Source organism: Myxosarcina sp. GI1(2024) (assembly GCF_053543375.1).
This window is the reverse complement of record NZ_JBKGTY010000002.1, coordinates 843,018-855,346: the sequence shown is the minus strand read 5'-3', so window position 1 is coordinate 855,346 and position 12,329 is coordinate 843,018. Positions and strand designations below refer to the sequence as shown.

Here is a 12,329-nt window from a genome sequence, read left to right as displayed (position 1 = left end):
ATGAGAAACAACCACGCCTATTTTCGATTTTACGCTTCACTTAATGATTTTTTGCCTTCCTCTAGAAAACAGCAAGGCTTTATTTATCTGGTTCGAGGTAATCCCTCGATCAAAGATACCATTGAAGCTTTAGGGGTTCCTCACCCAGAAGTTGAATTAATCCTCGCCAATGGTCGGTCGGTTGATTTTTCCTATTCCCTTCAAAATGGCGATCGCTTTAGCGTCTACCCTCACTTTACCAGCCTGTCACTGGGTTCGCTTCAACTACTCCGTCCCTATTTGTGGCTGGCTCGTTTTGTCGTGGATGTTCACTTGGGTAAGTTAGCTAGCTATCTAAGGCTTTTGGGTTTTGATACTTGGTATCGTTATGACTGTAATGACGAAGAACTAGCGGCTATTGCTGATTCCGAGCAGCGAATTTTACTCACCAGAGATCGGGGATTGCTCAAGCGGCGGATAGTAACTTATGGTTATTGGGTGAGAGCGATCGAGCCGGTTCAACAGAGCCGAGAAGTCTTAGAGCGTTTTGCTCTCTGGGATAAAATTAGACCTTTTCAACGCTGTTTGCGGTGTAATGGCAAGCTAGTTTCTGTTGAGTTAGATGAGGTGTCGGCTCGCTTACCTGCTAAAACGCGAATGTATTATAATGAGTTCTATCGCTGTCAACAATGTCAACAAATCTATTGGCAAGGTTCCCATTATTCTGACTTGCAACAATTAGTCGAACAAATTAGCAATTAAATCGCTCCTCCATAATCTGTTTTCAATCGCTTGGAAATTGTTTCGGTATTGCTTATTAGTGGCGATCGCTTCTGTGGCAGTTACTGTTGACCAACGGTCAGAGCAGGCTGCGCGTTGCGGAGCAAGTCCGTTGCGTAGCTTCTCGCCTCGCGAGTAGGACTCACTTGTTTTTGCAGTAATCTCTGACTTATCGACTTTGGCTTTAGTTGGTTGAATGCGCCATCGTAATTTTAATAACATCCAATTGCCGATTACTACTACCAACATAATGCCACCAGCGATCGCTGCTCGATGAGACAAAAATTCTGGTTGCCGCTCTCGTTTTGCTCTCATTAGCGCCTGTTGCAAAATTTGGCTTAGCTGTTCTGCCCAAGAAAAAGTATTAATGTCGCGCAGTTTGGCATCGAGTTCGGTTACGGTAAGAAGATATTGACCGTTAATCTCGATCGTAGGCGAGCCATTAAGGGTAACTACCTCTACTTGCAAATCTTGGTTACTACTTTGAAAATAAGTATTAGTAATTTGGGTTAAGTTATTCTCAATTTTTGCTACTCTTTCTGGTAAAAACTCTTCTAAAGCAGTAACTTGAAATAAACGACGACCGTCTAGCCAAATTCATTCAGTAGCTGGTAGTTGCGTAAAGTTAGTTAACCGTGACAGATGAGAAAAAAACTTAGATGTATCTTTAAGCGCTTCCGATGCAGATCTTGACTTGGGATCGCCCAGATAAGTAGAATTTTGAGCGATTAATGGATACGTAACTGCTATTATGTCTGCACTAACCCAACCAGATCCCGTCCGCTTAGAAATATTTAAAAACCTCTATCAGTTTATTGCCGAGCAAATGGGAATCGTGCTACAAAACACCGCAGCTTCGGTAAATATTAAAGAAAGACTGGATTTTTCCTGTGCTATTTTTGATACCTCTGGTTCTCTAGTTGCTAATGCACCTCATATTCCCGTTCATCTAGGTTCGATGAGTGCTAGCGTTAGCAGTTTAATTAAGGCTGTGGGAAGTGCAATTCCCCCAGGAAACGTTTATTTGGCTAACAATCCCTATAATGGGGGAACTCATCTGCCAGATGTAACCGCCATTACGCCGGTTTTTTTGGAAGGAGCAAAAACACCAGTATTCTATCTGGCATCTCGCGGACATCAAGCCGATCTTGGTGGGATTACTCCAGGCTCGATGCCTCCCTACAGCACCAATATTGAAGAGGAAGGCATTTTATTCGATAATTTTTTGCTAGTCGAGCGCGGTAATTTCAGAGAAACTGCCGTAAGAGAAGTACTAGAAAATCATCCCTATCCAGCCAGAAATAGCGATCGCAACATAGCCGATTTTAAAGCCCAAATTGCCGCCAATAATCGCGGCGCCAACGAATTGGGAAAAATGGTGGCTAACTATGGACTGAAAACAGTTACAGCCTATATGCAATTCGTGCGGGATAATGCCAAAGCAGCGGTTAAACGAGCGATCGAGGTACTCCGCGATGGCGAGTTTGTCTATGAGATGGATAGTGGGGCAAAAATTCAGGTTACAGTAACGATTCATCGGAGCGATCGCCGTGCCACAATTGATTTTACTGGCACCTCTAGCCAACTCAACAGTAATTTTAATGCTCCCCGCGCCGTTACCCAAGCGGCAGTTTTATACGTATTTCGGACTTTGGTCGATGACGATATTCCCCTCAATGGAGGATGTCTAGAACCACTAGAAATTATCATTCCTCATGGCTGTATGCTCAATCCTACCTATCCAGCTGCTGTAGTAGCGGGTAATGTGGAGACTTCACAAACTATCGTCGATGCTTTGTATGGAGCCTTAGGAGTTATGGCTGCTTCTCAGGGAACGATGAACAATTTTACTTTTGGCAACGATCGATATCAGTACTACGAAACGATTTGCGGTGGTTCGGGTGCAGGGGCAGATTTCGATGGTACCGATGCCGTACAAACTCACATGACTAATTCTTTACTTACCGATCCTGAAGTATTAGAATCTCGCTATCCCGTGCTCTTAGAAAGTTTTAGGTTGCGTCACGATAGTGGGGGCAAAGGTGAGTACGTGGGGGGAAATGGCGTAGTTAGAAAAATTCGTTTCTTAGAACCAATGACGGCAGGAATACTTTCTAGTCACCGCAAAGTACCTCCTTTTGGATTAAAAGGTGGCGAAGCTGGAAAAGTCGGTAAAAACCATATTCAAAGATTAGACCGAACTAAAGAAGAATTAAACGGCACTGCTACAGCTAAAATGCAGCCAGGGGATGTGTTTGTTATCGAAACCCCCGGCGGCGGTGGATATGGAAGGAGCGACGGCGAACGGCATTAAGTTAAGTCGGCAAGAACAAATCGTATTATGCTACTAAATAAAAACACAGTTCAAACGTTAACCGAGGTCTAGCTCGCGCATTTGCGATTTCGATGAAACCTACATTCCGCTTTGAGAAATTCTTTGAGGGCAAGGCTACCGAACACCTTCTAGGAGAAGGCATTCAACCGAAACATCTCAATGATGACCGATTGGGGAGAGTCCTCGACCAACTCTTTGCAGCAGGAGTGACCCCTCTATTCATCAAAGTAGCACTCTCGGCAGCAACCAAGTGTTGAATCAGAAGCAACACTGAAAAAGTTATTGAGCCAACAGAAAAGTAAAGTGCCAAAACGGTAGAAAGAGTTCAAGTTCTCTACTGGCTCAAAACGAAGCAAGCAAACAGTGTAGGACATCTAGCAGCAATGTTAGGTCGGCATCCTACCACTGTCTCTATGTGGCTGAGTAAATATCGTAGAGGAGGTCTTAAAGCTCTCCTGACCATTGTTTCTAGTCCAGGAAGACCTGCTTCGATTCCTCCATTCGCGATCGCTCTTCTCAAACAGGAGCTATCTGACCCAGAAGGATTTTCCAGTTATGGAGAAATTCAAACTTGGTTAGAAACAGTTTGTGATGTCAAAGTATCTTATAAAGTAGTTCATGAGACAGTTGGTTATCGATTGAAAGCCAAATTAAAAGTGCCTCGTCCCGTTAATATCAAACAAAAAAAAGGAGCGATCGAGAACTTCAAAAAAAAATTGGCTCAAATGATAATACATCACCTGGAACAACATCAAGATAGTGTAGGTATATATGAACAAATTCGTTAATCTTTTGAGTTAGATATTCCTGAAAATATAATTCTACTTTTTCAACCTCCCTATAGTCCACAAGTTAATCCAATTGAAAGATTCTGGAAACATCTCAAAAAAGACCTGAAGTGGGGTCTATTTGAAGATTTGGATGCCTTGAGAAATACTGTTCAAAAGATTCTCCCAAAACTGAGTCGAAAACTCATCAGTTCATTGACGGGATGGAAATTTATTGTCGATGCTGTATGCATAGCAGGCATTTAGTGAATTGGTATTATTAGGTAGGCTTCAAACAAGCAGAAAGTAGAAAACTTCTTGCCAAACTCAACCGCAGTGCATCTCGTTCGACTGAAAGCTGCTCTAAAATAAGACTACTTTAGCAACAGTCTAACGAGGCGTTTTTTATAAACGCCCCAATACAGTGCGATCGCCATGAAGCTTAAAAGAAAAATTCTGCTGGGTTATGGTTTGGCTTTAAGTTTGGTTATTTTAGTCGGTGTTTGGGGCATAGCCAACTTACGGCGGTTGGGAAAAGCTAGCGAAGCAATTTTGCAAGAAAACTACCGCAGTATTCTCGCTGCAAGAAACACAATCGATGCTTTAGAAAGGCAAGATAGCGCGGTTCTGTTGTATTTATTAGAAAACCAAATTCAGGGCAGACAACAGTTTCGCCAAAACGAAATCGAATTTCTCAAATGGTTGGGGCAAGCCGAGGGTAATATTACCATTCCAGGAGAAGCAGCAATTTTAGAGCGCATCGAACGGCAGTATGAAGAGTATTTAGAAGCATTTGCCCTACTTCAGCAGCAGAGCAATCCTACTACCGAAGATTACTACAATACTATAGTACCAATTTTTGAGAACGTTAAAGAAGCCTGTATCGAACTGCGCCTAATCAATCAAGAAACCATGGAAGCGGCTTCGGAAGAGGCGCAAGAAATATCGGAGCAGGCAATTTGGTCGATGGTTGCTGCTGGTACGACAGCGGCTGGATTTGGCTTGGCTTTCAGTTTGTTACTGACTAGTCGCATCGTTAACCCGCTAACGGCAATGACTCGCGCTACTAGTAAAATTGCGGCGGGAGAATACGACATCGCCCTCAAAGTTAAATCTCAGGATGAATTAGGAATCTTGGCGCGAGAAATCAACTTTATGAGCCAAAAGCTTAAGGCATTCCACGATCTTAATGTCGGTAAAGTAATTACCGAAAAAAAACGCAGTGAAGCGATCGTGCAAAGTATTGCCGATGGAATTATCGTGGTTGATGGCGAATTAGATATTATCGCCATCAATCCCATTGCTGCCGATATTGCCAACGTAAAATCGCTGATGGCTACAGGCAATCACTTCTTAGACGTATTTAGCGATCGCACTCTTTACAAACATCTCAAAGAAGCCGCTCAAACTGGCAAGTCTCCCGAATTAGAAGATAAAGACGATATTCTTACCGTCGAACGGGGCGAACATACCCTTTACTACCGCTTTGCGATCGCTCCCGTCATCAGCGATGCCGATAACGTCATCGGCGCGATTCTGCTACTGCAAAACGTCACCAAGCTCAAAGAATTAGACAACCTCAAAAGCGAATTTGTAGCGACGGCTTCCCACGAATTACGCACGCCGCTAACGGGAATGTCAATGAGTCTTAACTTACTCAGCGAAACTACCGCAGATAAACTCTCAGAATCCGAAACCGAACTTTTAGAGACGGCTGTAGAAGATGTCGAACGGTTGCGCGATTTGGTTAACGACTTGCTCGATCTTTCCAAAATCGAGTCGGGCAAAATCGAACTGGAATATATACCCGTTACGGTTAACCTTTTGCTAGATAAAGCGATCGGTGCTTTAAAAATCCAGGCAGAACAAAAAAGCATCGAGATAAGCAAACAAGCTCCATCGTCAGATATCAAAGTTAAAGCCGATGCCAACAAAATTATTTGGGTGTTGACTAATTTAATCGCCAATGCCTTACGATATAGTGAATCGGGAGGAAAGATAGCTATCGGAGCGACAGCTAGAAGTAGCTGGGTCGAAATATTTGTTGCCGACGAAGGTGCGGGAATACCCTTAGAATATCAAAGCAAAATCTTTGACAAATTTGTCCAGGTAGAAACCGATCGCGATGTCGGGGGAAGTGGGTTGGGATTGGCTATCTGTAAAGAAATCGTTCGCGCTCATGGCGGCAGAATTTGGGTCGATTCTACCGTAGGCGAAGGTAGCACCTTTACTTTTACTGTTCCCACGAACAGCAGTCTATCAAATTCATCAGGAAAACAAATAAATGTCTAAAGCCAAAATCTTAGTAGTCGATGACGACAAAAACATCAGACGTACCGTTACCATGTCCTTAGAGTCTCTAGATTATGCGGTTCAGACCGCTTTTGATGGTAAAGATGCCATGCTGCAACTTACGGGAGACAAATACGATTTAATTGTTACCGATTTAAAGATGCCTGGAATGGACGGTTTAAAGCTCCTTCAAGAAGCGATCTCCAAATATCCTCAGATCAAAATTGTTTTGATCTCCGCTCACGGCACGGTAGACAATGCGGTTGAGGCAATGAAGCTAGGCGCGGTAGATTTTCTGCAAAAGCCGTTTACTCCCAAAGAGTTGCGAAATATGGTCTATAGCGTTTTAGAAGGCAATTCGGCAGAAGAAAACCAGTCGGAATACGAAGCTTGTTTGCAATCTTCCAAGCAACTAGCCAGACAGCGAGACTTCGATAGCGCGATCGCTCAAGCCAAAAAAGCGATCGGCTGCGATCCCGCTCTTCCCGAAGCTTTTAATTTTTTGGGACAGCTACAGGAAACTCTAGGGGACTTTGCCAGCGCGATTAAAAACTACCGCGTCGCCCTCAGCTTAGATCCTACAAACAAACAGGCGCAAGAAAATCTCGCCAGAGCTACTAGTAACGGTGCCGAGCGACCCAGTTTGTAAAGGAGTAGGGAGTAGCGAGTGAGCGGAGGAGCAAGGGAGCAGAAAAGATTGGGAGACAAGGGGACTGGGAGACGCGAGGACGGGCAGAGTAATAAGTAGCCTTCTGCCCTCTGTCTTCAAGGGCAAAGTCCCGTTCAATCGGGAAAATGAATCACCAGTACCGAGGTGTTTGCTTGGGAGCGGGCGACTGCTTCGGCTAGTCTTCCGACTGCGGAGCGGCTATGAGTTTTTTGGTTGGAGGTGTTGGTTGCCAAAATCACTAAATCGTTGCGATGGATTTTACCACAGACTTGTCTGACGAAATTGCCTTGCAACTGGGCGATAAAGACATCTCTACTCAGTTCTCCTAGCTGGGCTGTTAATAGTTGAGCTTGCTTTTTACTGATAATTACCGCAACCTGCAAACCAGCTTTTAATTCGGTGGCTAACACTTTAGCCATATTGATTACCGATTCAAATTCGGGAGATAGAGCCTGTTTTTTGGTAACGGCGAGGAAAACCCTAGCGGTATTGGCAATCGGTTTGGCAAAACGAGCGATTAACACGGGAACTATAGCTTTAATCGCCACGTTATCGATGACGCTACCAAAAAAAAATTTTTCCTGATAGGTAGAAAAACCTTTCCAACCGCAGATAATTAACCTGAGTTCAGGATAAGCCAAAAGCCTTGTGAGAAAAGAATTTAAAGAATCCGATTTTTCTTGAAATTTTTGGATAAGGCTTCATTATAAATCTCTTAAAAGCTTATAGCTTATATCTAGGGCGCACTTGCGCCGAGTCCTTTTATTTGTATTTAGAAAAAGGACTGGCTGCGGTAGCAGCCTGCTTACAGCTACCTCAACCAATTAATGCTCTTAACCCGAACTGACGTTAATTATACTGGCGTTACGCTCGATCGCCGTTCGGACGATGCCTCGTTCTACGGCATCATCCACTCTGCCGATAGGTTCTACCGCCGCATTAGCACTGTGAGCCAATTCTTCTGCTGCCTCTAGCAACCTTATCTGTTGGCTTCTAGCTTCTGAGGTAACAGGCGCGGTGCGATCGCAAAGTACGTGCAGTGGTAGTAAAGTACCGTTTACTGCTTTGGAGAGAATTAGGGCAAGCTCTAACAGATTATTTTCGTTGCTAGGGTTGGCGACGGGAACTAAAACTCGTCGTGCCAATAGACAAGCCGTATCGGTCTGACCGTTATCGCTGACTGAGGGCGAAACATTGCTTCCCCACTTTTCGGTAATCCAAGGGGAAGCAATACAGGTAAACAAGATCATCGCTACGATGCCGTTAACTGTAGTGCGATCGATTAGTTCGATTTCATAGGCAACCGTAGCCGCAGCGAGGGTAGAAGCTGCCTGAGCGATCGCCAAACCGAACATCACCATAATCCCTGGAAATTTTAAGCCCAGCCACTTGCCAAACCCCCAGGCGGCAAAAAACTTAGCAATCAATTCAGCGATAATCATTACCCCTGCAATTAGTAAAGATTTCGGTTCGCGAATTAAAATTAAGGGGTCGATCAGCATCCCCACCGAAATTAGAAAAAATGGCACGAATAAAGTATTGCCGATAAACTGAATAGGATTCATCAACGGACTTAATTGAGGGATTAGAGAGGTAAGCGCAATTCCCGCTAAAAATGCGCCGATAATTGGTTCGACTTGAATTAAATTGGCAGCGAAAGAGACGACAAACAAAGTAGCCAGTACGAAGATAAACATAGAGGCGCGACTAACATGATTACCAAAATCGAGAGAAAAACCGCTACGGGGTCGTTTATGGGGCTGAAGGTAAAAGATAGGGCAACGAGGGTCATAATTCTGGTAAAGTTATTTCTAACTTACTTATAGCAGCGTTTTTCTCAAAAATTGCTGCTCCAACTTAGAATCTGAGGCGATCGCGCCCAAGAAAAATAGTTTTATTGCCAACAAGCTTCATTTAGCTAATAGCTTTTTCTGAATTTTGTGGTAATTTCCATACATTTTTCTATCAGACTGAACTATCTAGGCAGTAAACTATTTAAAATTACTGATATTCATAGCAATATTTAAAAGTCAATGTTCTCATGTCATCCAAATACATTGTCATTGTCGGTTGTGGTCGCCTCGGTTCGATTTTGGCTTGTCGTTTGAGTGCTGGTGGTAACAGCGTAGTTGTCATCGATTCACACGAAAGCTCTTTTCAAAATTTGACCAGCGAATTTAGCGGCTTTCAAATCGCTGGCGACGCTTCAGAACTATCAGTTTTACGTAGTGCTAAAGCTGACAAAGCTGACTATCTGTTAGCCGTTACCGATAAAGACAATATCAATTTAATGGTGGCGCAAATCGCCAAACAAGTGTTTCAAATCTCTATCGTCTTAGCCAGAGTGTTCGATCCTGCCAGAGAGGGCATCTATCGCGAATTTGGCATTGCTACTATCAGTCCGACTAAGCTTTCTGCCGATGCTTTTATTGCCAATCTTCCTAATTAAATTCCAAAGCTTCAAACATGAGAATTATTCTAATTGGCGGCAGCAAACTAGCATATTTTTTAGCCAAGCAGTTTGCTGAAAAAAATTATCAGACGACGATTATCAATTCAGATTTGTCCGAAGCTACAGCATTATCACGCACCCTCAAAGCAACGGTAATCCACGGCGAAGGCAGCAACCCCCATACCCTGTCAGAAGCAGGTGCCTATCAAGCTGATGTAGTTTTATCTCTGACTACTAAAGATGAGGACAACCTAATTGCTTGTCAAATAGCTCAAAAAGAGTACGGAGTACCGCGTACAATCGCTTTAGTCAACGACCCCGAAAACCAGCCAATTTTTGAAAAACTAGGCATTACCATTGCCTTTTCTGCTACTCAAATTATTGCAAGCTTAATCGAACAGCAAACGGGTACGGAAGAGATTAGAAACTTACTCCCAATAGCAGAGGGTAAAGTCAACGTTACTGAGATTGCCCTACAAACAGACAACTCAATCTTGGGTAAAACTATCGATGAAATTGAGTTACCCAAGGGAACCCTAATCGCCTGCATTCTCAGACAGGGAAAGGTCATCGTTCCCAGTGGCGACGATCGCCTCAACGCTAAAGACCGTTTGGTAGTTGTCGGACAGCCTGAAAATTACGGTCAGCTACTAAGAATTTTAGGTGCAGAGTAGAACCGCTACGCGGAAGTAGCGAATAGCCAATAGCAAATATTCATTTCAGTTATCTAACACAGGAGCGATCGTAAATTGTCAGTTACAGTTGAAAGAACTCGCCGCTACAGTAGTTTTCTCGGACAAAGATATCGAGCCATCATCGGCTATACGGGTTTGGTTTGGGCGATCGCGGGAGGAGTAATTCTCGCGCCCCTGCTGGCACTGTTTTTCTATCCCGACGAACTTAATCTCGCTTGGGGTTTTGCCCTGCCTGGAGCGATTCTAGCGGTAGTTGGGTTGGTGTTGTGGCGATGGTTGGCACCGAAACAGACTGTTAGCCTGACTTTGCAAGAAGGCTCGGTAATTGTGGTCTTGGGTTGGCTCGTAGCGATCGCGGTGGGGACGATCCCGTTTTTTATCATTCAGGGGCTAAATATTACTCAAGCGGCATTTGAATCCACTAGTGGCTGGACGACGACTGGTTTATCGGTAGTGGATGTAACTCAAGCATCGAGGCTAATTTTACTCTACCGCAGCACCATCGAACTGGCGGGCGGTGGGGGGTTGGCGATTGTAACCCTCAGCGCGATCTCAGGGCTGGCAGGAGCGGGGTTGACCTCCGCCGAAGGCAGAAGCGAGCAGCTTGCACCCAACGTCAGGCGATCGGCGAAACTGGTTTTGAGTATCTATTCAGGCTATGTAGTCGTCGGTATCATTGCCTTATGGCTGGCGGGAATGGGCTGGTTCGATGCGGTAAACCATTCCTTTGCGGCTCTTTCAACTGGCGGTTTTTCTACTCGCACCAATTCTATTGGCTACTGGGATTCACCCATCGTTGAAGCCGTTACCATCGTGCTAATGATACTCGGAACGCTCAATTTTTTAACTAGCTATCTATTACTGACGGGAAGATTCAAGGCGGTATTGCGTAACGGTGAGGTTAGGTTACAGGCTCTAGTTATTCCCTTATGCGCTCTAATTATCTTTTTTGGTATTGCTGTCAGACTCTATCCTACTCTGGGCAAAGCAATTCGGGTGTCTATCTTTGAAGTCATTACCGCACTTTCGACGACTGGTTTTTCCACTGTCGGCTATGGCGACTGGAGTAGTTTGGGCTGGACGATTTTGATTGCCTTGATGCTAATTGGCGGCGGTACGGGAGCAACGGCAGGGGGAGTCAAACAGTTTCGCATCTATGCACTCTATCGGGGACTGTTGTGGGAAGTCAAACGGATGCTGCAGCCTGAAAATACTATCACCGAACCGAGCTATTGGCAGAGCGATCGCCGCCGCTTTTTTGGCAATAGTCAACTACTAACTATTGCTTTGTTCGTGTTTTTATATATGCTGTTTTTTGCTGTTGGAGTTATCGTTACCGCCGCTTACGGCTATTCGCTGCCCGAAAGCTTATTTGAATATGCCAGCAGTTTGGGTACTGTGGGGTTATCTGTGGGCGTAACTGCTGCTGATGCCCCCGTAGGCTTACTCTGGGTACAAATTGTCGGAATGTTTCTCGGACGTTTGGAATTTTTTACCGTTTTTATCGGCATTATTCGACTGTTTAAAGATGTGCCGTCGATGGTTTCTAGTAAATAAAGTTAACAGCAGCGATCGCGAACTATTACCGATATTGCTTGTGCCAAAGCCAAGGTAATATCAAGTACGGATGAATAGCTGTAGCCCACATTCCGCAGGTCGATCGGACCAATAAATAATATTTTTGGCAGGGGACACCGAGAAACTGAAGAATCCCTTGATGCTCGTGGGTCAAGTTGACAATCTGCTGCACTCCATCAAAGCGGCTACTCGTTCAGGAGTCTTGAGAAAGACGCTACTGGTAAAGAACATCGGGTCCTTGAGAAAACGGAAGCCTCTCTCGGTCCCTTGTTGACCTTTATACTCACAGAGCATCTCCTCTTCGTTAAGTGTCTGAGACTCGAGAATATTGGTGGCTAGAACGAACCGTCCAGCTCTTCTGCGGGCTAGAGCGACTACCTCTGACTTGAGAGTCACAGTTCCTTAAAGACGATAGTGATAGCCATCAGGGGCTTGACCTTTTCGCGGTCTTCCCGCCTGAGTGTAGTAAGGCTGTGACACAACTTCTATCTGGTCTAGTTGATGATAGCGCAGCCCTTGGTTTAACTGTGCGGCAGCAGCCAAAGCATCAGAAACGCAAGCGAAGTCTTGTTTCCCTAACTGCTTCAGTTGCTTTCGGGCTGACTCGAGATGCTGTTGGATTTTTTCTTCGAGGTGTTTGAGGTCGGCTTCTTTTCTAGCTTCACTTTCGACGCTCCGCCATCGTTGCTTGATGCCACCATAAGTGCTACAAACACAAGCACATCGGTATCCCGTTAGTTGAGCCCGATCGAAGGCTTCCTCGGACAATTGTTCCATCAAT

Annotated in this window: 10 protein-coding genes and 4 pseudogenes; 10 read left to right on the top strand and 4 right to left on the bottom strand. The window is 44.6% G+C overall.

The window, feature by feature from the left end; translation table 11 throughout:
- Entirely contained in the window at positions 1-741 is a 741-nt protein-coding gene (locus ACLFKQ_RS13045; RefSeq protein ID WP_449000212.1) for a Mut7-C RNAse domain-containing protein, read from the top strand.
- Here ACLFKQ_RS13045 and ACLFKQ_RS13040 read toward each other — a convergent pair.
- Positions 718-1,227 carry a hypothetical protein gene (locus ACLFKQ_RS13040; RefSeq protein ID WP_449000211.1) on the bottom strand — a complete coding sequence of 170 codons (510 nt, stop codon included), beginning with the start codon at positions 1,225-1,227 and terminating at the stop codon, positions 718-720. The two genes, ACLFKQ_RS13045 and ACLFKQ_RS13040, sit on opposite strands and share 24 nt — an antisense overlap.
- Before the next feature lie 283 nt (positions 1,228-1,510).
- Between ACLFKQ_RS13040 and ACLFKQ_RS13035 the strand changes: the two genes are divergently transcribed.
- From ACLFKQ_RS13035 to ACLFKQ_RS13010, 6 genes and pseudogenes are all read left to right on the top strand, one after another.
- Entirely contained in the window at positions 1,511-3,073 is a 1,563-nt protein-coding gene (locus ACLFKQ_RS13035; protein WP_449000210.1) for a hydantoinase B/oxoprolinase family protein, read from the top strand.
- Between the two features lie 98 nt (positions 3,074-3,171).
- Positions 3,172-3,345 (top strand): annotated as a pseudogene (locus tag ACLFKQ_RS13030) (DUF4277 domain-containing protein); the annotation flags it as partial.
- Positions 3,346-3,423: 78 nt separating this feature from the next.
- A pseudogene (locus ACLFKQ_RS13025) lies at positions 3,424-3,882 on the top strand (helix-turn-helix domain-containing protein); the annotation flags it as partial.
- 15 nt (positions 3,883-3,897) lie between these two features.
- Entirely contained in the window at positions 3,898-4,128 is a 231-nt protein-coding gene (locus ACLFKQ_RS13020; RefSeq protein WP_449000353.1) for a transposase, read from the top strand.
- 168 nt (positions 4,129-4,296) lie between these two features.
- Positions 4,297-6,153, top strand: coding sequence for an ATP-binding protein (locus tag ACLFKQ_RS13015; RefSeq protein WP_449000209.1), 1,857 nt, complete (start codon positions 4,297-4,299; stop codon positions 6,151-6,153).
- The gene (locus ACLFKQ_RS13010; protein WP_449000208.1) at positions 6,146-6,802 is read left to right on the top strand and encodes a response regulator; all 657 of its coding nucleotides are present in this window, start codon (positions 6,146-6,148) and stop codon (positions 6,800-6,802) included. Before ACLFKQ_RS13015 ends, ACLFKQ_RS13010 begins: the two co-directional genes overlap by 8 nt.
- 134 nt (positions 6,803-6,936) lie before the next feature.
- Here the strand turns inward: ACLFKQ_RS13010 and ACLFKQ_RS13005 are convergent, their stop codons facing one another.
- Both ACLFKQ_RS13005 and ACLFKQ_RS13000 read right to left on the bottom strand, forming a co-directional pair.
- The gene (locus tag ACLFKQ_RS13005) at positions 6,937-7,464 is read right to left on the bottom strand and encodes a hypothetical protein (RefSeq protein ID WP_449000207.1); all 528 of its coding nucleotides are present in this window, start codon (positions 7,462-7,464) and stop codon (positions 6,937-6,939) included.
- Between the two features lie 210 nt (positions 7,465-7,674).
- A pseudogene (locus ACLFKQ_RS13000) lies at positions 7,675-8,517 on the bottom strand (cation:proton antiporter domain-containing protein); the annotation flags it as partial.
- A 347-nt stretch (positions 8,518-8,864) separates the two neighbouring features.
- On the opposite strand from ACLFKQ_RS13000, the gene ACLFKQ_RS12995 reads away from it, so the two are divergent.
- The 3 genes from ACLFKQ_RS12995 (at position 8,865) to ACLFKQ_RS12985 (ending at position 11,527) form a co-directional block, all read left to right on the top strand.
- A complete protein-coding gene (locus ACLFKQ_RS12995) occupies positions 8,865-9,272 on the top strand; it encodes an NAD-binding protein (protein ID WP_449000206.1) in 408 nt (135 codons plus the stop codon).
- A 17-nt stretch (positions 9,273-9,289) separates the two neighbouring features.
- Positions 9,290-9,949 carry an NAD-binding protein gene (locus ACLFKQ_RS12990; protein ID WP_449000205.1) on the top strand — a complete coding sequence of 220 codons (660 nt, stop codon included), beginning with the start codon at positions 9,290-9,292 and terminating at the stop codon, positions 9,947-9,949.
- A 75-nt stretch (positions 9,950-10,024) separates the two neighbouring features.
- Positions 10,025-11,527, top strand: a complete 1,503-nt coding sequence (locus tag ACLFKQ_RS12985; protein ID WP_449000204.1) for a TrkH family potassium uptake protein — start codon at positions 10,025-10,027, stop codon at positions 11,525-11,527.
- A 106-nt stretch (positions 11,528-11,633) separates the two neighbouring features.
- Here ACLFKQ_RS12985 and ACLFKQ_RS12980 read toward each other — a convergent pair.
- Positions 11,634-12,328: pseudogene (locus ACLFKQ_RS12980) on the bottom strand (IS1634 family transposase); the annotation flags it as partial.
- Position 12,329 lies beyond the last annotated feature (1 nt).

Excerpts from the sequence above, each read along its gene's own strand:
- ACLFKQ_RS13015 (WP_449000209.1), top strand. The coding sequence starts at position 4,297 with ATGAAGCTTAAAAGAAAAATTCTGCTGGGTTATGGTTTGGCTTTAAGT.
- ACLFKQ_RS13045 (WP_449000212.1), top strand. The coding sequence starts at position 1 with ATGAGAAACAACCACGCCTATTTTCGATTTTACGCTTCACTTAATGAT.
- ACLFKQ_RS12990 (WP_449000205.1), top strand. The coding sequence starts at position 9,290 with ATGAGAATTATTCTAATTGGCGGCAGCAAACTAGCATATTTTTTAGCC.
- ACLFKQ_RS13035 (WP_449000210.1), top strand. The coding sequence starts at position 1,511 with ATGTCTGCACTAACCCAACCAGATCCCGTCCGCTTAGAAATATTTAAA.
- ACLFKQ_RS12995 (WP_449000206.1), top strand. The coding sequence starts at position 8,865 with ATGTCATCCAAATACATTGTCATTGTCGGTTGTGGTCGCCTCGGTTCG.
- ACLFKQ_RS13010 (WP_449000208.1), top strand. The coding sequence starts at position 6,146 with ATGTCTAAAGCCAAAATCTTAGTAGTCGATGACGACAAAAACATCAGA.